This is a genomic window from Pseudomonas sp. fls2-241-TYG-175 (genome assembly GCF_030209155.1).
Taxonomy (GTDB): Bacteria; Pseudomonadota; Gammaproteobacteria; order Pseudomonadales; family Pseudomonadaceae; genus Aquipseudomonas; species Aquipseudomonas viridiflava.
The window spans coordinates 1-20,995 of the sequence record NZ_JARVSO010000027.1 but is presented as its reverse complement, the minus strand read 5'-3'; the positions used below and the strand labels follow the sequence as shown (position 1 = coordinate 20,995).

Genomic DNA, 20,995 nt, shown 5'->3' with positions numbered 1-20,995 from the left:
TTGACAACCGAAGCCCACTGCCACCGCAGTGGGCTTTGTTTTACGAATCATGGCCCGCCTGCCGAGATCCGGTAGAGGCCACCTGAAAATCTTAAAACCGTTACCAGCGGTTCGCTGGCAGCGTCACAGGCAACGCATCGACAGAATGCGTACCCGACGCAGGCCGGAGAAATGCAGATCAGGTTTTTAGGAGCGCGGTAAATGCCCGAGTTATTCCACTACATGCAACAGCTGGTCAATGGCCTGACCATTGGCAGCACGTATGCATTGATCGCCATCGGCTACACGATGGTTTACGGCATCATCGGAATGATCAACTTCGCCCACGGCGAGGTGTACATGATCGGTTCCTATGTTGCTTTCATGGCGCTTGCCGGTCTTGCAATGATGGGTATCGACAGCCTGCCGCTGTTGATGATCGCAGGCTTCGCCGCCTCCATTATCGTGACCAGCGCCTACGGCTACAGCATCGAACGGGTCGCCTACCGTCCGCTGCGCAACAGCAACCGTCTGATTCCTCTGATTTCTGCGATCGGCATGTCGATCTTTCTGCAGAACTCGGTTCAGCTTTCCCAGGGTTCCGGCAACTTTGCCATTCCCAACCTGCTGCCCGGCAGCCTGTCCTTCGGCCCCGGCGGCGCACAGGAAGTGTTGATTTCCTACATGCAGATCGTGGTCTTCGTGGTCACGCTGCTGGCGATGACCGGCCTGACCCTGTTCATTTCCCGCTCGCGAATGGGCCGCGCCTGCCGCGCCTGCGCCGAGGACATGAAAATGGCCAACCTGCTGGGTATCAACACCAACACCATCATTGCCCTGACTTTCGTGGTCGGCGCCGCACTGGCTGCCGTTGCCGCCATGTTGCTGAGCATGCAATACGGCGTGATCAACCCGAGCGCGGGCTTCCTGGTAGGCCTCAAGGCGTTCACTGCCGCGGTCCTGGGCGGCATCGGTTCGATTCCGGGCGCCGTGCTCGGCGGTCTGGTGCTGGGCGTCGCCGAAGCCTTCGGTGCCGACATCTTTGGTGATCAGTACAAGGACGTCGTGGCCTTCGGCCTGTTGGTCCTGGTGCTGCTGTTCCGCCCGACCGGCATTCTGGGTCGTCCGGAGGTTGAGAAAGTATGAGCAAGTCCTTCAAACAGGCGCTGTTCAGCGCTGCGCTGGTGTGGGCCGTTGCCTACCCGGTGTTCGGCCTGAAACTGGCCTTTTCCGGCGTGACCCTGCAAGTGCAGAACGCCAGCTCCATGACCCTGACCATTATCGCGATCTGCTCGGTCCTGTTGTTTCTGCGCGTACTGTTCGCCGAGAAAATCAGCGGCCTGCGCCGGGGTGAACGCGCTCCGCTGGTCTCGAAGAAAACCAGCGACTTCATGACCCAACCAAGCACCCAGCGCTGGGGCCTTGCCGCCCTGATCGTTCTGGCCTTCGTCTGGCCGTTCTTCGGTTCGCGCGGTGCAGTGGATATCGCAACGTTGATCCTGATCTACGTGATGCTGGGCCTGGGTTTGAACATCGTGGTTGGCCTCGCCGGCCTGCTGGACCTGGGCTATGTCGGTTTCTACGCAGTCGGTGCCTACGGTTACGCGCTGCTGTCGCACTACTTCGGCCTGAGCTTCTGGGAGTGCCTGCCGCTGGCCGGTCTGCTGGCGGCGCTGTTCGGCTTCCTGCTGGGCTTCCCGGTCCTGCGGCTGAGGGGCGACTATCTGGCCATCGTGACGCTCGGGTTCGGTGAGATCATCCGGATCTTCCTGCGCAACCTGACCGACATCACCGGCGGCCCCAACGGCATCAGCAACATCGAGAAGCCGACCCTGTTCGGCCTGAGCTTCGAACGCCGTGCCGCCGAGGGTGCGCAAACGTTCCACCAGTATTTCGGCCTGGACTACAACCCGATCAGCAAGGTGATCTTTCTGTACCTGATCGCCCTGCTGCTGGCGCTGGCGGCACTGTTCGTCATCAACCGCCTGCTGCGCATGCCGATCGGCCGTGCCTGGGAAGCCTTGCGCGAAGACGAAATCGCCTGCCGTGCCCTGGGTCTGAATCCGACCGTGATCAAGCTCTCAGCCTTTACGCTGGGTGCAGCGTTCGCCGGTTTCGCAGGCAGCTTCTTCGCCGCCCGTCAGGGTCTGGTGACGCCGGAGTCCTTCACCTTCATCGAGTCGGCAATCATTCTGGCCATCGTGGTGCTTGGCGGCATGGGTTCCCAGCTGGGCGTTATTCTCGCCGCCATCGTAATGATCCTGCTGCCTGAACTGATGCGTGAGTTCAGCGATTACCGCATGTTGATGTTCGGTGCCCTGATGGTGCTGATGATGATCTGGCGTCCTCAAGGTTTCCTGCCGATGCAACGACCTGTCATGAAGTTGAAAGCGGAGGCGGCCAAATGAAACAGCCTCTTCTGCAAGCCACAAACCTGAGCATGCGCTTCGGCGGTCTGCTGGCGGTCAATGGCGTCGCCCTGACCGTTCATGAAAAGCAGGTCGTATCGATGATCGGCCCCAACGGCGCGGGCAAGACCACTGTCTTCAACTGCCTGACCGGTTTCTACAAACCCAGCGGCGGGACCATTCTGCTGGACGGCGAGCCGATCCAGGGCCTGGCCGGTCACCAGATCGCACGCAAAGGCGTGGTGCGGACTTTCCAGAACGTGCGTCTGTTCAAGGAAATGACCGCCGTCGAGAATCTGCTGGTCGCCCAGCATCGTCACCTGAACACCAACTTCCTGTCCGGCCTGTTCAAGACCCCGGCCTTCCGCCGCAGTGAACGCGAAGCCATGGAGTACGCCGAGCACTGGCTGGAGGCCGTCAACCTGAAAGAATTTGCCAACCGCCCGGCCGGAACACTGGCCTACGGTCAGCAACGCCGCCTGGAAATTGCCCGCTGCATGATGACGCGCCCGCGCATCCTCATGCTGGACGAACCGGCAGCCGGTCTGAACCCGCGGGAAACCGAAGACCTGAAAGCGCTGATTGGCGTGCTGCGAAATGACCACAACGCCACAGTGCTGCTGATCGAGCATGACATGAAGCTGGTGATGAGCATTTCCGACCACATCGTGGTGATCAATCAGGGCACGCCACTGGCCGACGGTACGCCGGAACAGATTCGTGACAATCCTGAAGTGATCAAAGCCTACCTGGGGGAAGCGTAAATGCTGCAGTTCGAAAACGTTTCCACCTTCTACGGCAAGATCCAGGCGCTGCACAGCGTCAACGTGGAAGTCCGTCAGGGCGAGATCGTTACCCTGATCGGCGCCAACGGCGCTGGCAAATCCACCCTGCTGATGACCCTGTGCGGCTCACCGCGTGCGCACAGCGGCAGCATCCGTTACATGGGCGAGGAACTGGTCGGCCAGGAGTCGTCGGTGATCATGCGCAAGAGCATCGCGGTGGTGCCTGAAGGCCGCCGCGTGTTCGCCCGCCTGACCGTCGAAGAAAACCTGGCCATGGGCGGTTTCTTCACCGAAAAGGGTGATTATCAGGAACAGATGGACAAGGTCCTGCACCTGTTCCCGCGCCTCAAGGAACGCTTCACGCAGCGCGGCGGCACCATGTCCGGCGGCGAACAGCAAATGCTCGCCATCGGCCGTGCGCTGATGAGCAAGCCCAAGCTGTTGTTGCTGGACGAACCATCGCTGGGTCTGGCGCCGATCATCATTCAGCAGATCTTCGAGATCGTCGAACAACTGCGACGTGATGGCGTGACCGTATTTCTGGTCGAGCAGAACGCCAACCAAGCCCTCAAAATCGCCGACCGCGCCTATGTACTGGAGAACGGTCGCGTGGTGATGCAGGGCACCGGTGAAGAACTGCTGGTCGATCCAAAAGTGCGGGACGCTTATCTGGGCGGCTAGCGAGATGCGTCAGGATCGTGCGCTCATCTCGACACTGATCGTGCCCACGCAGAGCGATGGGCACGATCATCAATGTTTGACAGACTTGTGTATAACGATGAGCGCAGAGCGTGGTAACGATCAGACGCGCCTGCGTGGGCATGCCTTCCTTTACTCACGCCAGACGCTCCAGCGCCGAGCCGCTGCGCTCGAACCAGCCCACCAGATAATCTGCCAGCACCTGCACTCGCCTCGGTACTTCGCCTTCGAAGGGGTGAACCAGAAACATCGGCGTCGTTGCCGTCTGGTAATCCTTGAGCAGCCAGTGCAAGCGTCCTTCATTGATTTCCCTATGCACCATATAGGACGGCAGCCGTGCGACACCCGCACCGGCCAACGCCGCCTTTTTCAGCAGGCTGTAGTGATTGCTGGCAAAGGGACCGTCAATCTGCACACGGGTCAACTCGTGATTCTGATGGTAAAGCCACTGGTAACGCTCGCTGTAATGGCTGTTGATCAGGCATTGATGCTTCGCAAGGTCCTCAGGGGTTTGTGGCCAGCCATGCTCGTCCAGATACCGCGTGCTGGCGCAGGTCAGTTCCTGCATGGCCAATAAAGGCCTGGCCACCAGCCGTTCATCACTGGCGACCTTTGAGCGAACCGCCAGATCGAAACCGTCGCGCCGCAAATCGCGCACGCTGTTACTCAGTTCGAGCTCGATCTTGACCTGCGGATAGGTCTCGTAAAACTCCATCAACAAGCCGTCGAAAAAAGTTTCTCCCAACGAAACCGGCGTGGTGATACGCACCTCACCGACCATCTCGTCACGCATCAACGCCACAATGCTGCGCGCCCTTTCCGTGTGCGCAATCAACTGCCGAGCCTGGGGCAACAACGCGGACCCGGCCGAGGTCAGGCTCAAGGTTCGAGTGGTGCGGTGCAACAACTGGACACCGTAGGTCTTTTCCAGTTGGGAAATCCGCTTTGAAAGGCGTCCCTTGCTGCAACCCAGGCGCTCCGCAGCCGCCGTAAAACTGCCCGCTTCGATCAGTACGGCAAAGGCAGCCAGATCTTCCATCTCGCTCATGGATTGTTTCCCTGTGAGAACCAAAGGTTTCCAATTGGCATCTTTTTCGAAGGATATACGGCTTTCTACACTGGCGGCTCCTTTGATCCCTGTGGAGCAACGCAATGAAAATCCTGTTGATTGGCGCAAGCGGAACCGTGGGCTCGGCAATTGAACGCGAACTCGGCTCACGGCATGAGATTGTGCGTATCGGCCGCAACAGCGGCGACGAACGCGTCGATATCAGCGACGGCGCCTCGATCCGCGCGCTGTTTGAACGCGTGGGCAGCTTCGACGCGCTGATCTGCGCGGCGGGCAGTGTGAAGTTCGTGCCGCTGGCGGACATGACCGAAGCCGATTTTGTCCTGGGTCTTCAGGACAAACTCATGGGCCAGGTCAACCTGCTGCTGATCGGCAAGGCATACGCCAACGATGGCGCGTCGTTCACGTTCACCTCTGGCATCCTGAGCCAGGAGCCGATTGTTTCCGGCGTTTCAGCCAGTCTGGTCAATGGCGCCATTGATGCCTTCGTGCGCGCCGCAGCCATCGAATTGCCGCGTGGCATGCGCGTGAACTCGGTCAGCCCCACCGTACTGCTCGAATCGATGGGCAAGTACGGCGCCTACTTCAGAGGCTTCAAACCTGTTCCCGCCGCAGATGTGGCGCTGGCCTATGCCAAAAGCGTGGAAGGCCTGCACACCGGACAGACGTATCAGGTCTTGTGATGCGGCAGCAGTCTGCGTAACGTGGCGGCACCTGTCTGGAGACCCGCCCAATGTTCGCTGCTCGTTCCGTCCTTGTATTCGCCCTTCTGCCGTTGTTCGCCGGCTGCCAGATGCTTGGCATCAAGACTGACACACCGAAAGTCTCGACGGCGGGCATGATCCGCATGCAGGGCGATCTGACTGGCGAGAACGGGCAGCTGATGTTCAAGCCGTGCAACGAGCAGCGTCGCTACGTGGTCAAGGACCGCAACAACACGGGCATCCTGCAGGAGGCCGCGAGCCTGGCCGACAGCAAGGGGCGTGTCTTTGCGGACCTTCGCGGCTCGTTCGCTGCCAGCAAGGCCGCCAACAGTGACGGCCAGCTGGACCTGCATCAGGTCTATCGTGTCGAACGGCCGGGCCAGTCCTGCGAGGACCTGAACTTCAAACGCCTGACGCTGCACGTCAATGGCAACAAGCCTGCGTGGAACGTCAACGTCAGCGGCAAGGGCATGGTTCTGGAACGCGAAGGCCAGCCGCCGCTTGCCGTGCCTTACCTTGAAGAGCAACTGCCGGATGGCAGCTTCAGTGTCAGCAGCGAAGCCAACAATCAGCGCATCGAACTGTGGGTCGCCCCTCAGCGCTGCGTCGACAGCGTCAACGGTTCGGTGCAACACCTCACCGCCGAGCTGCGTCTCAACGGTCAGGCCCAACGTGGCTGCGGCTATTACGGCGGCTCGCGGGACGACTGATCCATCCCGAGGCAGGGTTTTGGCGACCGATGGCACCCATGGTTGCCAGGACTGCACACCTCGACTCGCCGCCAATGGGGTTCAGCGCTTATAATCGCCGGTTCTTGTAGTGCTGTCGGGCTGAACCTGCGGCCCGAAAACTGGACCCCTTAATGTTACGAATCACCGAACTCAAACTGCCGATCGATCACCCGGACGATGACCTGCGCCCTGCCCTGCTGCAGCGCCTGGGTATCGACAGCAGCGAACTGCTGGACTTCACCCTCTTCAAGCGCAGCTACGATGCGCGCAAGAAGTCCTCCGAACTGTGCTTCATCTACACCATCGACTTTCAAGTTAGTGACGAAGAAGCGCTGCTGCGCAAACTGGCCAACGACCGCCACGTGGGCCCGGCGCCTGACGTCAGTTACAAGGTGGTCGGCCATGCGCCGGAAGGCCTGACCGAACGGCCGATCGTCGTCGGCTTCGGTCCTTGCGGGATTTTCGCAGGCCTGTTGCTGGCGCAGATGGGCTTCAAGCCGATCATTCTCGAGCGCGGCAAGGAAGTACGTCAGCGCACCAAGGACACCTGGGGCCTGTGGCGCAAGAACGTCCTGAACCCGGAGTCCAACGTCCAGTTTGGTGAAGGTGGCGCAGGCACGTTCTCCGACGGCAAGCTCTACAGCCAGATCAAGGATCCGTACTTTCATGGCCGCAAGGTGCTGCACGAGTTCGTGAAGGCTGGCGCGCCGGAAGAGATTCTCTACGTCAGCAAACCGCACATCGGTACCTTCCGCCTGACCGGCGTGGTTGAACACATGCGTCATCAGATCGAGGCACTGGGCGGCGAAGTACGCTTCCAGCAGCGCGTCACTGATCTGATGATCGAAGACGGCCAGTTGAATGGCGTGGTCCTTGAGGGCGGCGAGCAGATCGCGTCGCACCACGTGATTCTCGCCCTGGGCCACAGCGCCCGCGACACGTTCCGCATGCTGCATAGCCGTAACGTGTTCATGGAGGCCAAGCCGTTTTCGGTGGGCTTCCGTATCGAACACCCGCAATCGCTGATTGACCGTGCCCGTCTGGGCAAATACGCCGGTCACCCGAAACTGGGTGCTGCCGACTACAAGCTGGTGCATCACGCCAGCAATGGCCGCTCGGTGTACAGCTTCTGCATGTGCCCCGGCGGCACGGTGGTCGCGGCAACGTCCGAGCCGAACCGTGTCGTCACCAACGGCATGAGCCAGTACTCGCGCAACGAGCGCAACGCCAACTCGGGCATCGTGGTCGGCATCACGCCGGAACAGGATTTCCCGGGCAGCCCGTTGGCCGGTATCGAACTGCAGGAGCGTCTGGAGTCTCACGCTTATCTGTTGGGCGGCAGCACCTACGAAGCCCCTGCGCAACTTGTCGGCGACTTCATCGCAGGCAAGGCGTCCACAGCGCTGGGCAGCGTCGAGCCTTCGTACAAACCGGGCGTGAAGCTGGTGGATCTGGCCGAGGCGCTGCCCGCCTTTGCCATCGAGGCCATTCGTGAAGCGCTGCCAGCCTTCGACAAGCAGATCAAAGGCTTCTCGCTGCACGACGCGGTACTGACCGGCATCGAAACCCGCACATCGGCACCGCTGCGCATCACGCGTGGTCCGAACATGCAGAGCCTCAACACCAAGGGCCTTTACCCGGCCGGGGAAGGCGCGGGTTACGCAGGTGGCATTCTGTCCGCTGGCGTGGACGGCATCCGCATTGCCGAAGCGCTGGTACGGGACATGTTGGGCATCGAGGGCTGAAACCCGTGGACCGGGGTCACGGACGCCTTGCCATGCAAGCGTCCGTGACCAGTCAGTTCCCACAACTTATAAAGTTACAATTTTCCAGCCAAAACATTAGCTTTCAGAAACTTCCTACGCAATAAACCCGCACTTCCGAATCAACTCGTAACATAACTTACGCTTTATTTTTATAGCGTAACGAACTGTATTATTTATAACAAAAACGAATATAACTTTTGTTTTAACTCTCCAATCAACGGGTTAGGGTGTCGGTCCTTTTTACCGTAGACGGAGAATGGTCGCGCCCATGCGGAATACCATTACACGCTTTTTTCAGCTTGAAGCCGCGGGAGGTTTGCTGTTGATTGCAGCTGCTGCCCTTGCGCTCATTATCAATAACTCGCCGCTTTCCTGGCTGTATAACGCCTTTCTGGAAACACCGGTAGAAGCCCGGATCGGCGCCCTGCAAATTGCCAAGCCCCTGTTGCTGTGGATCAACGACGGGCTGATGGCCCTGTTCTTTCTGGTCATCGGCCTTGAGGTCAAACGCGAAGTGCTGGAGGGGCATCTTTCCAAACCCTCGCAGATCGTGTTGCCCGGCGCTGCTGCAATCGGCGGCATGGTGGTTCCGGCGCTGATTTATGTCGCACTGAATACAGGCAACGCCGAAGCCCTCAATGGCTGGGCCATTCCGATGGCAACCGATATCGCGTTCGCACTGGGTGTGCTCGCACTGCTCGGCAAGCGTGTACCGGTTTCGCTGAAGCTGTTTCTGATGACGCTGGCGATCATCGATGACCTGGGCGCAATCATCGTTATCGCGCTGGTCTACTCCGGCGAGCTGTCACAACTGTCGCTGATACTGGCGGCTGTATCGATCATTGCGTTGATCGCGATGAACCGATCCGGCGTGAGCAGGCTTGCGCCCTATCTGCTTGTCGGGCTGGTGCTGTGGATCTGTGTCCTGAAAAGCGGTGTTCACGCGACGCTTGCAGGTGTGGTGCTGGCGTTCTGCATTCCATTGCGCACGAGCAGCAAGGCATCTCCCTTGCTGACCCTGGAGCACGGCCTGCATCCGTGGGTTGCGTACGGCATCCTGCCGTTGTTTGCATTCGCCAACGCCGGTGTGTCGCTGGCCGGTGTGACCATGGAAAGCTTTACCCACCCGGTCCCGCTGGGCATCGCCGCAGGCCTGCTGCTGGGCAAGACGCTGGGGGTGTTCGGGCTCACCTGGCTGGCGGTCAAGACACGCATGGCATCGCTGCCCAAGGAAGCCAACTGGGGTCACGTGCTGGGCGTTTCGATCCTGTGCGGTATCGGCTTCACCATGAGCCTGTTCGTCGGCTCACTGGCGTTCGAGCCAGGGGTCAGCGCGTATGCGGGAGAAGATCGCATGGGCATTCTGACCGGTTCGATCCTCTCGGCCATCATCGGCTACGGCGTGATGGTCCTCGCCTGCAGGGCGACACCGAAGCGCTGAAAAACAGTCGTTCTGAAACGAAAAACCCCGAGCATTCCGGCCCGGGGTTTCGCTTGATTCGCAGTGCGGATCAGTGTGTCACGCGGCTCGTGCCGTTGACGGTCATGATGCGTACACGCTCACCCACCCGGAAAATCTCGTTTTCCTCGACCTGCTGCACATAGGCACGCATGCTGCCGTCGTCTTCACGAACCGTGATCTCGACACCCTGAGTACGTGTCAGACCTTCCTCGGTAGCGGAACCGAGCAGACCACCGGCAACAGCGCCGATCACGGCGGCCACCACGCTGCCGCGACCACCACCAATCGCGCTGCCGCCCACACCACCAACGATCGCACCGGCACCTGCGCCGATCGGGGTCTTGGTACCTTCGATTTTCACTGGACGCAGGGATTCAACGGTGCCCAGACGAACGTTCTGTACGGTACGCGCCTCGTCACGGGAATAGGAATCACCGGTGAGGTTCGAGGTACAGCCGCCCATCGTCAACGCCATGGCAGTGAACGAAGCGACCAGAAGAGCAGACTTGCGCATAAAAAGTATCTCCAGAGGAACTAGTGGCCATTAGACTACCCGACATCGACGCTGTCACGACCCAGGTTCCGCAATTTATATTCATTCAGGCGCCATACAGCGACAACCTATGTAACGCTCAGACGACCCGACAGGCAAATAATTCAATCAGGGCGCGAGACGCTCACGTGTCCATTGCCCGTCAACTGAACGATAGTTCAAACGATCGTGGAGGCGACTCGAACGTCCCTGCCAGAACTCGATTCGCTCCGGCAGAAGACGATAGCCGCCCCAATGTTCAGGGCAGTGAGGCGCGCTATCGAGAAATCGTTGCTCAGTCTGTTTGATCAGACCTTCAAGCTCTTCACGGTCGGCGATCACCCGGCTTTGCGGCGACGCCCAGGCCCCTAGACGGCTGCCCAGAGGCCGGACCTGATAATAGGCGTCCGATTCCTGCGCAGTGACCTTCACCACTCGCCCTTCGATACGCACCTGACGCTCCAGCGTTGGCCAGAAAAAGGTCATTGCCGCGAACGGACGTGCAGCAAGCTGCCGGCCCTTGGCACTGTCGTAGTTGGTGAAGAATGTGAAACCTTGTGTGTCCAGCCCTTTGAGCAGCAGCACCCGGCAATGCGGACGCCCTTCCTCGTCAACCGTCGCCAGGGTCATGGCGTTGGCCTCGACCGGAGGCTGTTCGGTTTTAACGGCCTCGGCGAACCATTGGTGAAACAACGCAAACGGCTCGTCCGGTGACTGCGCTTCGGTCAGACCGTCACGGGTGTAGTCACGGCGCATGTCAGCCAGAGTCTGGGTCATGGTGTGATTCCTGTTGTTGCGGCTGGATTATCTGACCACTGAATGGTGAGCGAATGCCCTGAGTCAGATCAGACGCGATGCGTCTGGAGAAGCGTTCCCACGCGAACGTGGGAACGCTCAGGAGTTACCTGCAATCAGTTGCTGGCCTGGGCGTCGGTCTTCTTCGCTGCTGCGTCCTTGGCCGGGGTCTTGGCGGCAGGCTTTTTGGCCGCTGCGGTGGACTTCGCCGGAGCGGCTTTTTTGGCAGTGCTGGCTTTCGCCTTGGCCGGTGCAGCTTTCTTGGCCGTGTCTTTCTTCGCCACCGCCGCTTTCTTGGCCGGAGCTGGAGCAGGCACGACAGGCTTGACGTCCTGGGTTGCGACCATGGTCGGAGCAACCGGCGGCAGTGCGTAACGGCTCATCAGGGCGACCATGGTGTCCTGCGGCGTCATCAGGATTTCGACGCGACGGTTCAGTGCACGACCCTGCGCGCTGTCATTGGCCGCACGCGGCATCACGGCACCCATGCCACGCTGGCTCAGGCGCTGACGCTCAAGACCGCTGAGGCGGAAGATCGCGGCAACCGACTGGGCGCGCTCCTGGCTGATTTTCTGGTTGGCTTCGGTAGGACCCGAAGTGTCAGCGTGACCTAGAATCAGCACGGCCGTTTTCTTGTCGCCTTCAACGGCCTTGGCCAGACGCGTGATGGGACCCAGTGTGACCGGCAGCAGCATGGCCGGACGATCCGGGTTGAACGAGCTGTCTACCGGCGCGGTGATTGCCAGCAGGTCTTCGCGACGCTCCACTTCGAACGGGGTGTCCTTAATGGCTGCACGGACGCGAGGCTCGTATTCGTCCAGCCAAGCCTTGGTCACTTTCGGATCAGGCATCGGAGCGGCTTTCGGCTCGTCCTTCTTGGCATCGCCACTTGGGAAAGGCCACCACCACTTGGTGTCGGTTTCAGTCTTGGCAACCAGAGCAGGGGCCGCTGGCTTGTCTGCAGGCTTGCTGGCGACTGCGTCAGGCTTTGCTGCCGCCTTGTCGTCCGAGCCAAACGGCCAGTACCAAGGGTTGGCGCTCTGCGCAGCGGCAGCCGGGGCTGGCTTTTCAGCAACCTTGGCGACCGGCGCTGCAGGCGCAGGGCCTGGAGCCGGGGCCTTTGCGGAGACATCGTCTGCGGCTGCGCCCGAACCGAACTGCCACCAATGGCCGTCAGTTGCAGCAGAATCGGATTGTGGAGTTTGAGCACAGCCGGTGACAGCGATGCACAGAGCGAGAACGAGGCTTTTATTGGACGACATGGATGACCCACAACAGTTTTTGATCAGACAGAAGGAACGTTGTTACGTCCGTATAACACGCATGAAGTTACAGGTGGAAAGAGAAACCGTCATACGGAGCCGTTATACCCCGTTTAACTGACAGTCGGTATGAAACAAACACTTATAGACGAAACTTACTGCAAACACTCACGTAACGCCCTGACCAGTTTCTGGGCACGCGGATCCATGAGAATGTACGGCCCGAGCGTGTTGGTAACGAAGCCAAACGCCACCTCGTAATCAGGGTCGGCAAAGCCCACCGAACCGCCCGCGCCCGGATGGCCGAATGCTTTCGGACCCAGAGCGAAGGTTGCGTTGGCCAAGGTCGGCTGGTCCAGCATGCAACCCAGACCGAATCGGGTCGAGGTCAGCAGGGTCTTGTCCTGGCCGAGGCTGTGTTCACGCGTCAGCTCATTGAGCAGCTCGGCTTCCAGCAGGCTTCCGTCCAGCAGACCGTTATAAAAGCCTGCCAGGCTGCGGGCGTTGCCATGGCCGTTGGCGGCAGGTTGCTGCATGCGACGCCATTCAGGTTTGTTGGTGCTGGTCAGGATCGATGGTGGGTTGGTGAAAGCCTTAGCCGTGATCGAGGCAGGCTCACGCATTGTCGCCTGCAGCACACGCTGGGCCGCATCGTCGCCGACATTGCCTTTGCCGCGGGCGATGTGCGCCACACGATGGAACTGGTCATCGGCCAGCCCCACATGAAAATCCAGCCCCAGAGGCCGGGCTACCCGCGCCACAATGGATTCGCCAGGACCGCGACCGTCGGCGCGGCGCAACATCTCGCCGATCAGCCAGCCATAGGTGATGGCGGCGTAGCCGTGGCCCTGACCGGGCGTCCACCAGGGCTCTTGCGCCGCCAGGGCCGAGGTCATGGTGTCCCATTCGTAAAGGGCTTCTGCCGGGAGTTGCCCGCGAATCGCAGGCAGTGCTGCCTGATGACAGAGCAACTGGCGCAAGGTGATCGATCCCTTGCCCGCCGCAGCGAACTCGGGCCAGAGCCGGGACACGGGCTCATCCAGCTTCAGCTTGCCCTCTTCCACGAGCTGCAGCACAGCAACACTGGCAAAGGTCTTGGTGCAAGAGAACAGGTTGGCGATGGTATCGGTGTGCCAGGCTTCGGCGCCATCCTTGTCAGCGGTGCCCGCCCAGAGATCGACGACCGTCTGTCCGCCGACCTGAATGCACAAGGCAGCGCCGCGCTCCTGAGGATCGTCAAAGAGCGCCGCAAAGGCTTCACGCACTGCTTCGAATTCAAGTTCGAAATGACCCTGGATCTGCAAAACCGCTGACTCCTGAATGTCGCTGTGAAGGCCCTGAAGACGGCCGACTTAATGGGCGCATATTGTTCCAGCGATTGGCCGTTTTGGGAACTGCTGCCAGCCGCCGGTCAGCCTGGGTTCAGGAGATTTCCCGATGAAACGGCGGCAACGCATTAAGGATCGCCTTGCCGTAACGCTGGGTTACCACGCGGCGGTCCAGTAGTGTGATGGTGCCGCGGTCTTCTTCGGTGCGCAGCAGACGTCCGCAGGCCTGAACCAGACGCAGGGACGCATCCGGCACGGCAATTTCCATGAACGGATTGCCGCCACGGGCCTCGATCCATTCGGCCAGCGCTGCTTCAACCGGATCATCGGGGACCGCGAACGGAATCTTGGCGATGACCACGTGCTCGCAATACGCACCGGGCAAGTCCACACCTTCGGCAAAGCTGGCCAGCCCGAACAGGACGCTGGACTCGCCACTGTCGACCCGTGCCTTGTGCTTGTTCAGGGTTTCCTGCTTCGACAGGTTGCCCTGAATGAACACCTGCTTGCGCCAGTCGCGATCCAGTCCGTCGAACACGTCCTGCATCTGTTTGCGCGAAGAGAACAGCACCAGCGTGCCGCGCGAGCCTTCTACCAGACCCGGCAGGTCACGGATGATCGCTGCGGTATGGGCGACCGCATCACGCGGGTCGGCTTTGAGGTCCGGCACACGCAGCACACCGGCATCGGCGTGGTGGAACGGGCTCGGTACAACCGCCGTAACCGCGCCTTTCGGCAGGCCGGCACGCATGCGGTAACGATCGAACTTGCCCAGCGCGGTCAGCGTGGCCGAGGTCACGAGCGCGCCGTAGGCAATGTTCCACAGGTTGCGGCGCAGCATCTCGGCCGCCAGGATCGGGCTGGCATTGACCTCAATGTCGAACAGCGCACCACTGTCGGCCAGCGTCAGCCAGCGGGCCATCGGCGGGCTGTCTTCCGGGTCTTCGGCGGTAAAGGCTGTCCACAACTCCCAGTTACCATGGGCGCGGGCCAGCAGGCTGCCGAACAGCGGATACCACTCTTCGGCCTGATGGCTGGCGATGCCGATGCTGACCTCGCCGTCCATGCCTTCCTTGAGCAGATCGGTCAAACGGGTAAACAGATCGTCCAGGCGGGCGAAGCCTTTCTTGAGCTCGATGCCCATCTCGCGGATGTGCTCGGGAATGACGCCGCCGACAAAGCGATGACGCGGACGCTCGCGGCCCTGCATGTCTTCACCGGCACGGAAATCGGCCAGTTGCTCGCAAGCACCGAACATGAATTGCTGGTGGCCCTTGATCTCACGGGCCAGTTCCGGCACCTGCTCGATCAGCTTGCCCAGGTCGCCCGGCAACGGATGCTGGGCGAGCAGCTTGGCGAGATTCTTGGCGGTCTGCTCCAGCCAGTCGGCCGTGGAGCGCAGCCGGGTGTAGTGCGCGAAATGGCCGATGGCCTTGTCAGGCAGGTGATGGCCTTCGTCGAACACGTAGAGCGTGTCACGCGGGTCCGGCAGCACTGCGCCGCCGCCCAGGGCAAGGTCGGCCAGCACCATGTCGTGGTTGGTGACGATCACATCGACCTTGCCCATGCCCTCACGCGCCTTATAGAAGGCGCACTGCTGAAAATTGGGGCAATGACGGTTGGTGCACTGGCTGTGATCGGTGGTGAGGCGCGCCCAGTCCTGATCGGCCAGTTCCTGAGGCCAGCTGTCGCGGTCACCGTCCCATTTGTTGCCCGCCAGCTTCTGCAACATGCTGGTGAACAGTTTCTGGCTGGCTTCGTCGACTTCTATCTTGAAGCCTTCTTCCTCGAACAGTTGCGCGGTCGCGTTGGTGGCGTCGCTTTCCTGCAGCAGCATGTCGAGCTTGGACAGGCACATGTAACGGCCGCGCCCCTTGGCCAGCGCGAAGGTGAAATTCAGGCCGCTGTTGCGCATCAGGTCCGGCAGGTCCTTGTAGACGATCTGCTCCTGCAGCGCGACGGTTGCGGTGGCGATCACCAGACGTTTACCCGCTGCCTTGGCCGTCGGGATCGACGCAATGGCGTAGGCCACGGTCTTGCCTGTACCGGTGCCCGCTTCCACGGCAACCACGGCCGGATCGCCCGAGCGCCGTCCTTCCTCATCGGTATCGATGTCCCCCAGTACCTTGGCGACTTCGGCGATCATCAATCGCTGGCCATAACGTGGCTTGAGGCTCTTGGCTTCGAGGAAACGCGAGTAAGCGCCCTGGATCTGGGATTTGAGTTCGGTACTGATCATTGGCTTCGGTTCGGGGGCACGGCAAAAAAGGCTGGATAAATTTTCAGTGGTTCTGAGTGGGCGCTATCATAGCGCGCTAAATCCATCCGCGCAGAACGGAGTACCCGATGACCGCATTTTCCACTGTCTATACGTTGCATCTGCTGGCTGCTCTGGTCTGGGTCGGCGGGATGTTTTTCGCCTGGATGGTATTGCGCCCAGCCATCATTGCAGCACTTGAAGGGCCGTCTCGCCTGAAAGTGTGGGTCCAGGTGTTTCCAAGGTTCTTTGTCTGGGTCTGGGCGGCCGTCATTGTGCTGCCGATCACGGGTATCGGGATGATTCAGCTGAACTTCACCAGCTTTGAAACCGCGCCCCGTTACGTGCAGATCATGATGGGGCTGTACGTGGTGATGGTGGCGCTGTTTCTTCGTATCCATTCGTTGCAGTTGCCGGAACTGCAACGTGCAGTGGAAGCCGAGCAGTGGTCGGAAGGCGTCGCGGCGCTGGGCAGAATCCGACGACTGGTCGGCATCAATCTGATTATCGGGCTCGCGGTGGTAGTGATCGCAGCAGCACGTCCAGGTTTCTGACCGGGCGAACCCTCTGGCTGTGCGAAACGAAACATCACGGGGCACTCAGCGTGTCACCGCGCACAGCAGGCGGGCAGAATCCTGCCCGATCAGTCACGTTATTTCCTGAAATTCCTTGGCTTTCAGCCGGTTGAATCCCTTTGGCACGTCCTGTGCAAACGTTTGCGAATCGTAGTACGTGCCGTTAAAAGGAGTTTCAATACCGATGCAGTCCTCCAAGCAGTCCGCCGCGTCACCCGGATTTCTGATCCCTCTGCTGTTCACAGCCTCGCTGGCACTGCCTTGCGCCATGGCGCAGGCGCAACCTGCCGCAGCCGAGGACTCCGCGCAGGGCGAGACCCTAAGCCCGCCAGCGTCCCCCAAGGAAGGCAAAGGCGCGTATCTGTCCGACTGGTTCAATCAGGACCTCACGCTGATCGGCAGCAAGGACATAAGCTTCGGTCCGCAGCCGGTTGATGACGTGTATCTGGAATACGAATACTTCGGCCGCAAAGGCCCGTTCGAGCTGTACGGCTATATCGACGTGCCGAAGATCCTCGACATCGGCAACCGCAACGACAAGGGCGTCTGGGACCATGGCTCGCCGGTGTTCATGGAGCACGAGCCGCGCATCTCCATTGACTATCTGGCAGGACGCAGTCTGGCCGTGGGACCTTTCAAGGAATGGTACGTCGCCTTCGACTGGATCTACGACCACGGCAGCAATTCGGCCAACCGTGCCAACACGCTTTACAGCGGTATCGGCACCGACATCGACACAAAGTCGCGGGTCAATCTGTCGGCCAACTTCTATGGCCGCTACCAGTGGGAAAACTACGGCGCCAGCAACGAATACTCGTGGGACGGCTATCGCGCCCAGCTCAAGTACATCGTGCCGATCACCAAATTCGACAACGGCGCATCGCTGACTTACATCGGTTTCACCAATTTCGACTTCGGCTCGGACCTCAAGGACGATCCGGCGCGTACCGCCAACTCGACGGTCGCCACCAACGTCTTGCTGTACGCCTTCACTCACCTGCGCTTCACGCTCGTCGGTCGTTACTTTCATAACGGCGGCAACTGGGAGGACGGCAGTGAGCTGAATTTCGGCGAAGGCAACTTCCGCGCCCGCTCGGACGGCTGGGGTTACTACGCCGGCGTCGGTTACCAGTTCTGACCATGACTTTGACGACAGGAGTTCTCATGAAAAGCATCACTCGCAACGCCCTCTGCGCCTCGCTGGCCCTGCTCAGCCCGGGCATCTGGGCGTCCACCGCCCCGGTTACGCCCAAGGTCATGCTGATCGCCATGTTCGCCCCCGAGGCGCAGAACTGGATCGACCGCCTGCACCTGACCAAAGAGATCGAGGTGCCGGGCCTGTCCGCCGAGTACCCGACCATCCGTTGCAACGATCAGGACACCTGCCTGATGGTCACCGGCATGGGCCAGACCAACGCCGCAGCTTCGACGCTGGCACTGGCCCTGTCGCCCCAATTCGACCTGCGCAAGACCTACTTCATCGTTGCGGGCATCGCCGGCATCAATCCGCACCACGGCACGCTCGGCACCACGGCCTGGGCTCATTATCTGGTCGAGTTCGGCACCCAGTGGGAAATTGATTCACGTGATGTGCCCAAGGACTGGCCGACCGGCTATCTGGGCATCAACACCAAAGGGCCGAACGAGAAACCGCCGCTGGACTACAAGACCGAAGTCTTCGAGCTCAACCCCAAGCTGCAGGCCAAGGCCTTTGCGCTGTCACAGAAGGTCGCGCTCAGTGAGAGCAAGGAGTCCGCTGCCTGGCGGGTGAAATATCCTTACGCACCTGCCAACCAGCCACCGCAGGTCACACAGTGCGACACACTGGCAGGCAACACCTGGTTCTCGGGGACACGTTTGAGCGAGCGGGCGGAAGTCTGGACGCGCCTGTTGACCGACAACAAGGGCGTTTACTGCACGACTCAGCAGGAAGACAACTCCACGTACGAAGCGCTGCTCAGGGCGAGCAAGGCTGGCAAGGTAGACGTCAATCGTCTTGCCGTGGTCCGCGCAGGCTCTGACTTCGACCGCCCTTATCCGGGCTACAGCGAAGTGGACAATCTCTTGAAGTACGCCGATCAGGGCGCCTTCGTACCGGCGCTGGAAAACCTGTACCGCACCGGCAATCCGCTGGTTCAGGCGATCCTCAAGGACTGGAAAAGCTGGGAAAACGGCGTGCCGCAGTAAGCGATCTTCAGGGCAGGCCACGGATCGTCAGAAGCCGATCCGTGGCCGCCAGAGATTCGGTTACAAGCGTTGCAGGATCAGCGCACCGGCCGGTCCCGCGACGCCTGGCTGGCCGGGCTCGCCCGGTCTGCCTGCCTTGCCGCCGTCGGCGCGATAGACGATGCAGCCCTTGGACGCGCCGCCTTTGCCCGCCTTGCCACCCTCACCGCCTTTGCCCGGCGCCCCGCCTTCGACGTTGACCTTGATCCGATCCGCCGCAACGCTGTACGGCACCTCGAGGCGAACCTGTGCGCCCGCTGCGCCGTCATGACCATTGCCGCCGTTGTCACCGTTGTGACCGCGTCCGGCCTGACCCCACGTGCAGCCCGGCTCTTCGCCCGTACCGCCGTCCAGGCCGAAATAGCCTGGACCACCTGCGCCGCCGCGTGCATCGATCGACAGCTGCCCGGCGTTCAGCCTGTTCACCCGCAGCGTCAGATTGCGGCCCGGCGATGCAGGTTTTTCGAACGTACCGGGCGCGCCGCGTGCCGTGATCTGGCTGCCGTCGCCGAACTCACCCTGATCCACCACCAGCTTGAACGTCTGCGCGCCGGGCACGATGGCGATGCGCGCTTCGTGACCGAGCACCAGTTGACCGATCTTGACGTCATCGATGCCAGCCGGGATCAGCAGGGTGCCGTAATCGGACACTTCCAGCCGCTCGACCTGCAGCACACTGCTGTTGCCGGGAAGGCGCATCAGCGAGTGCGGTGCAACGATGATGGCCTGGGCCATGGCCAGCGGGCTGAACAATGCTGCCAGTAGAACGAGATTACGCATGGGTGTGCCCCGAAGCCGAACGGCCGATGGATTGGACATGAAAGATGCCGAACAGAATGATTTTGCCTCTGTCACGCCAAGGGTGCTTGCGACCGCGCAGGCTGCCGTTGAACAGGATTAGCTCCAGCAGATGGGTGAGCAGCACCAGACTGCCCGCCATATCGATCATCACACCGAACGGGCTGGGCGCTTCAACCAGCGCATTGGCCAGCACCACCAGCCAGAAGCCCAGCATCAACAGCTTTCCCAACCCCCAAAACAACTTCATCGCATGCCCCTTGATCATGATCCTGATGACGAAAGCGAATTCTTCGCACGCTTTTCGTCGCCGCACAGTAGACGTCCTGCCCACCGAATATGCCAGCGGTGCGTGAAAAAACATGCGGTCCTGACACATATAGCCTGAAACCTGTTTCAAATCATCACGCTTTTGTCGCACACGGCGCATTTCACACGACAGGAACGGTGCTTTTCAGCACTCTTCGGGCAGGCTAGTCTTGTCAGTCAATCAGAGGATTTTCGATGACCGTCGGTTTTTCCACCCGCACGCCCCAACAGGCGCTGGCCGCCCTGCTCGACCGCTACGCGCCAGCGCGCCTGCTGCTGATCGGCGCGCAGGCGTTTCCTGCCTTGCAAGCCTTTCAGGACGCGCACCCGCAAACCGAAGTGTCGCTGGCCGAGCCCGGCCTTCTGCCCCCGCACCTGGCTGCGCAGCGATTTGACCTGGCGCTGGTGGTCGATTGCCTGGAGCACATGCCCAAACGCACCGGACTGGAACTGCTGGGCGGTATCCGCAACCTCAACGCCAGCCGCATCGCCGTGCTGGCGGACCTTAAAGCCTGTGGCTGGCAGGAAACCGACTTCTTCTCGCTGGCCCTGCAAGCCAGTGAACGCTTCGCCCGCGACGAGCAGGTCCTGAACCTCTTCACCTACGACCTGCGTGAATACAAACAGGTGCCGGACTGGCTGAATGCGAAGTATTGGGCCAACCCTGAAAATTTTGGAAAGTATTGGTGGTGAATCATGAGTAGTGCCATTTGCCCGTGCGGCAGCGGCGATCTGTTGCTGGCCTGCTGCGGGCATTACCACGCCGGGCAGCCTGCACCGTGCGCGGAAAAACTGATGCGTTCGCGTTACAGCGCTTACGTGCTGGGACTAACGGATTATCTGGTGCAGACCACACTGCCTGCACAACAGAGCGGGCTGGACCGCGAAGCGATTGCCCAGTGGAGTGCGCAAAGCACCTGGTTGGGGCTTGAGGTGGAAAGCGCCGAGGTATTCGGCGGCAAGCCCGAACACGCCTTCGTGACCTTCACCGCACGCTGGCACGACGGCAACGGCGAGCACAGCCACAAGGAACGCTCATCGTTCGTGCAGAACCAGGGCCGCTGGTACTTCATCGACTCCACCGTCCCCCTCAAGGCCGGGCGCAACGATGCCTGTCCTTGCGGCAGCGAGCAGAAGTTCAAGAAGTGTTGCTCGGCGTATGTCGGTTAATTGATTGCTTATGTGACATCTGCGAGCGGACGCGGAGCGTCCTGGGCGGTATTGCCGCGCAGAGCTTGGGAACGATCATCATACGCAAGTCCGCCTCGACACTGATCGTGCCCATCGCTCCGCGTGGGCATGCCTCCCGT

21 protein-coding genes are annotated in these 20,995 nt (G+C 60.6%); 13 read left to right on the top strand and 8 right to left on the bottom strand.

Annotated elements, in window-relative coordinates; genetic code table 11:
* The first annotated feature begins 201 nt into the window (after positions 1 to 201).
* The 4 genes from livH to QRN20_RS19270 are packed head-to-tail and all read left to right on the top strand — an operon-like array spanning position 202 to position 3,853.
* Positions 202 to 1,125, top strand: a complete 924-nt coding sequence (gene livH / locus QRN20_RS19285) for a high-affinity branched-chain amino acid ABC transporter permease LivH (protein ID WP_024688524.1) — start codon at positions 202 to 204, stop codon at positions 1,123 to 1,125.
* A complete protein-coding gene (locus QRN20_RS19280) occupies positions 1,122 to 2,387 on the top strand; it encodes a high-affinity branched-chain amino acid ABC transporter permease LivM (protein ID WP_029241303.1) in 1,266 nt (421 codons plus the stop codon). Before livH ends, QRN20_RS19280 begins: the two co-directional genes overlap by 4 nt.
* Positions 2,384 to 3,151 carry a high-affinity branched-chain amino acid ABC transporter ATP-binding protein LivG gene (gene livG / locus QRN20_RS19275; RefSeq protein ID WP_029241302.1) on the top strand — a complete coding sequence of 256 codons (768 nt, stop codon included), beginning with the start codon at positions 2,384 to 2,386 and terminating at the stop codon, positions 3,149 to 3,151. Before QRN20_RS19280 ends, livG begins: the two co-directional genes overlap by 4 nt.
* Positions 3,152 to 3,853, top strand: a complete 702-nt coding sequence (locus tag QRN20_RS19270; protein WP_025996550.1) for an ABC transporter ATP-binding protein — start codon at positions 3,152 to 3,154, stop codon at positions 3,851 to 3,853.
* 154 nt (positions 3,854 to 4,007) lie between these two features.
* On the opposite strand, the gene QRN20_RS19265 is transcribed toward QRN20_RS19270, so the two are convergent.
* On the bottom strand, positions 4,008 to 4,919 hold the full coding sequence (locus QRN20_RS19265; protein WP_122413609.1) for a LysR family transcriptional regulator: 912 nt from the start codon (positions 4,917 to 4,919) through the stop codon (positions 4,008 to 4,010).
* A 104-nt stretch (positions 4,920 to 5,023) separates the two neighbouring features.
* Between QRN20_RS19265 and QRN20_RS19260 the strand changes: the two genes are divergently transcribed.
* The 4 genes from QRN20_RS19260 (at position 5,024) to nhaA (ending at position 9,582) form a co-directional block, all read left to right on the top strand.
* Positions 5,024 to 5,623 (top strand): short chain dehydrogenase, encoded by a 600-nt coding sequence (locus QRN20_RS19260; RefSeq protein ID WP_029241300.1) that lies wholly within the window; start codon positions 5,024 to 5,026, stop codon positions 5,621 to 5,623.
* Between the two features lie 50 nt (positions 5,624 to 5,673).
* Entirely contained in the window at positions 5,674 to 6,354 is a 681-nt protein-coding gene (locus QRN20_RS19255) for a COG3650 family protein (RefSeq protein ID WP_029241299.1), read from the top strand.
* 152 nt (positions 6,355 to 6,506) lie between these two features.
* Positions 6,507 to 8,120 carry an NAD(P)/FAD-dependent oxidoreductase gene (locus QRN20_RS19250; protein ID WP_029241298.1) on the top strand — a complete coding sequence of 538 codons (1,614 nt, stop codon included), beginning with the start codon at positions 6,507 to 6,509 and terminating at the stop codon, positions 8,118 to 8,120.
* Between the two features lie 277 nt (positions 8,121 to 8,397).
* Positions 8,398 to 9,582 carry a Na+/H+ antiporter NhaA gene (gene nhaA, locus QRN20_RS19245; protein WP_029241297.1) on the top strand — a complete coding sequence of 395 codons (1,185 nt, stop codon included), beginning with the start codon at positions 8,398 to 8,400 and terminating at the stop codon, positions 9,580 to 9,582.
* A gap of 70 nt (positions 9,583 to 9,652) precedes the next feature.
* Here the strand turns inward: nhaA and QRN20_RS19240 are convergent, their stop codons facing one another.
* The 5 genes from QRN20_RS19240 to dinG all read right to left on the bottom strand — a co-directional run bounded on the left by QRN20_RS19240 (position 9,653) and on the right by dinG (position 15,759).
* Positions 9,653 to 10,117 carry an outer membrane lipoprotein gene (locus tag QRN20_RS19240; protein WP_004887833.1) on the bottom strand — a complete coding sequence of 155 codons (465 nt, stop codon included), beginning with the start codon at positions 10,115 to 10,117 and terminating at the stop codon, positions 9,653 to 9,655.
* 147 nt (positions 10,118 to 10,264) lie between these two features.
* On the bottom strand, positions 10,265 to 10,912 hold the full coding sequence (gene pdxH / locus QRN20_RS19235) for a pyridoxamine 5'-phosphate oxidase (protein ID WP_029241296.1): 648 nt from the start codon (positions 10,910 to 10,912) through the stop codon (positions 10,265 to 10,267).
* A 134-nt stretch (positions 10,913 to 11,046) separates the two neighbouring features.
* Entirely contained in the window at positions 11,047 to 12,192 is a 1,146-nt protein-coding gene (locus QRN20_RS19230) for an OmpA family protein (RefSeq protein WP_088234718.1), read from the bottom strand.
* Positions 12,193 to 12,347: 155 nt separating this feature from the next.
* Positions 12,348 to 13,496, bottom strand: a complete 1,149-nt coding sequence (locus QRN20_RS19225; RefSeq protein ID WP_122425526.1) for a serine hydrolase domain-containing protein — start codon at positions 13,494 to 13,496, stop codon at positions 12,348 to 12,350.
* A 118-nt stretch (positions 13,497 to 13,614) separates the two neighbouring features.
* Entirely contained in the window at positions 13,615 to 15,759 is a 2,145-nt protein-coding gene (gene dinG / locus QRN20_RS19220) for an ATP-dependent DNA helicase DinG (RefSeq protein WP_122413613.1), read from the bottom strand.
* Between the two features lie 107 nt (positions 15,760 to 15,866).
* Between dinG and QRN20_RS19215 the strand changes: the two genes are divergently transcribed.
* From QRN20_RS19215 to QRN20_RS19205, 3 genes are all read left to right on the top strand, one after another.
* Positions 15,867 to 16,331, top strand: coding sequence for a CopD family protein (locus tag QRN20_RS19215; RefSeq protein WP_004887824.1), 465 nt, complete (start codon positions 15,867 to 15,869; stop codon positions 16,329 to 16,331).
* Positions 16,332 to 16,536: 205 nt separating this feature from the next.
* The gene (locus tag QRN20_RS19210) at positions 16,537 to 17,490 is read left to right on the top strand and encodes a nucleoside-specific channel-forming protein Tsx (RefSeq protein WP_162864333.1); all 954 of its coding nucleotides are present in this window, start codon (positions 16,537 to 16,539) and stop codon (positions 17,488 to 17,490) included.
* 26 nt (positions 17,491 to 17,516) lie between these two features.
* A complete protein-coding gene (locus tag QRN20_RS19205) occupies positions 17,517 to 18,539 on the top strand; it encodes a purine-nucleoside phosphorylase (protein ID WP_122429719.1) in 1,023 nt (340 codons plus the stop codon).
* 60 nt (positions 18,540 to 18,599) lie between these two features.
* Here the strand turns inward: QRN20_RS19205 and QRN20_RS19200 are convergent, their stop codons facing one another.
* Both QRN20_RS19200 and QRN20_RS19195 read right to left on the bottom strand, forming a co-directional pair.
* A complete protein-coding gene (locus QRN20_RS19200; RefSeq protein WP_004887819.1) occupies positions 18,600 to 19,358 on the bottom strand; it encodes a hypothetical protein in 759 nt (252 codons plus the stop codon).
* A complete protein-coding gene (locus QRN20_RS19195) occupies positions 19,351 to 19,626 on the bottom strand; it encodes a DUF1145 domain-containing protein (protein WP_025996563.1) in 276 nt (91 codons plus the stop codon). The genes QRN20_RS19200 and QRN20_RS19195 overlap by 8 nt, the downstream gene beginning before the upstream one ends.
* Positions 19,627 to 19,880: 254 nt before the next feature.
* On the opposite strand from QRN20_RS19195, the gene QRN20_RS19190 reads away from it, so the two are divergent.
* Positions 19,881 to 20,378, top strand: coding sequence for a DUF6231 family protein (locus tag QRN20_RS19190; protein ID WP_057410101.1), 498 nt, complete (start codon positions 19,881 to 19,883; stop codon positions 20,376 to 20,378).
* A gap of 3 nt (positions 20,379 to 20,381) precedes the next feature.
* A complete protein-coding gene (locus tag QRN20_RS19185) occupies positions 20,382 to 20,855 on the top strand; it encodes a YchJ family protein (RefSeq protein ID WP_004887814.1) in 474 nt (157 codons plus the stop codon).
* Positions 20,856 to 20,995 lie beyond the last annotated feature (140 nt).

Excerpts from the sequence above, each read along its gene's own strand:
- livH (WP_024688524.1), top strand. The coding sequence starts at position 202 with ATGCCCGAGTTATTCCACTACATGCAACAGCTGGTCAATGGCCTGACC.
- QRN20_RS19280 (WP_029241303.1), top strand. The coding sequence starts at position 1,122 with ATGAGCAAGTCCTTCAAACAGGCGCTGTTCAGCGCTGCGCTGGTGTGG.
- livG (WP_029241302.1), top strand. The coding sequence starts at position 2,384 with ATGAAACAGCCTCTTCTGCAAGCCACAAACCTGAGCATGCGCTTCGGC.
- QRN20_RS19270 (WP_025996550.1), top strand. The coding sequence starts at position 3,152 with ATGCTGCAGTTCGAAAACGTTTCCACCTTCTACGGCAAGATCCAGGCG.
- QRN20_RS19265 (WP_122413609.1), bottom strand. The coding sequence starts at position 4,919 with ATGAGCGAGATGGAAGATCTGGCTGCCTTTGCCGTACTGATCGAAGCG.
- QRN20_RS19260 (WP_029241300.1), top strand. The coding sequence starts at position 5,024 with ATGAAAATCCTGTTGATTGGCGCAAGCGGAACCGTGGGCTCGGCAATT.
- QRN20_RS19255 (WP_029241299.1), top strand. The coding sequence starts at position 5,674 with ATGTTCGCTGCTCGTTCCGTCCTTGTATTCGCCCTTCTGCCGTTGTTC.
- QRN20_RS19250 (WP_029241298.1), top strand. The coding sequence starts at position 6,507 with ATGTTACGAATCACCGAACTCAAACTGCCGATCGATCACCCGGACGAT.
- nhaA (WP_029241297.1), top strand. The coding sequence starts at position 8,398 with ATGGTCGCGCCCATGCGGAATACCATTACACGCTTTTTTCAGCTTGAA.
- QRN20_RS19240 (WP_004887833.1), bottom strand. The coding sequence starts at position 10,117 with ATGCGCAAGTCTGCTCTTCTGGTCGCTTCGTTCACTGCCATGGCGTTG.
- pdxH (WP_029241296.1), bottom strand. The coding sequence starts at position 10,912 with ATGACCCAGACTCTGGCTGACATGCGCCGTGACTACACCCGTGACGGT.
- QRN20_RS19230 (WP_088234718.1), bottom strand. The coding sequence starts at position 12,192 with ATGTCGTCCAATAAAAGCCTCGTTCTCGCTCTGTGCATCGCTGTCACC.
- dinG (WP_122413613.1), bottom strand. The coding sequence starts at position 15,759 with ATGATCAGTACCGAACTCAAATCCCAGATCCAGGGCGCTTACTCGCGT.
- QRN20_RS19215 (WP_004887824.1), top strand. The coding sequence starts at position 15,867 with ATGACCGCATTTTCCACTGTCTATACGTTGCATCTGCTGGCTGCTCTG.
- QRN20_RS19210 (WP_162864333.1), top strand. The coding sequence starts at position 16,537 with ATGCAGTCCTCCAAGCAGTCCGCCGCGTCACCCGGATTTCTGATCCCT.
- QRN20_RS19205 (WP_122429719.1), top strand. The coding sequence starts at position 17,517 with ATGAAAAGCATCACTCGCAACGCCCTCTGCGCCTCGCTGGCCCTGCTC.
- QRN20_RS19200 (WP_004887819.1), bottom strand. The coding sequence starts at position 19,358 with ATGCGTAATCTCGTTCTACTGGCAGCATTGTTCAGCCCGCTGGCCATG.
- QRN20_RS19195 (WP_025996563.1), bottom strand. The coding sequence starts at position 19,626 with ATGAAGTTGTTTTGGGGGTTGGGAAAGCTGTTGATGCTGGGCTTCTGG.
- QRN20_RS19190 (WP_057410101.1), top strand. The coding sequence starts at position 19,881 with ATGACCGTCGGTTTTTCCACCCGCACGCCCCAACAGGCGCTGGCCGCC.
- QRN20_RS19185 (WP_004887814.1), top strand. The coding sequence starts at position 20,382 with ATGAGTAGTGCCATTTGCCCGTGCGGCAGCGGCGATCTGTTGCTGGCC.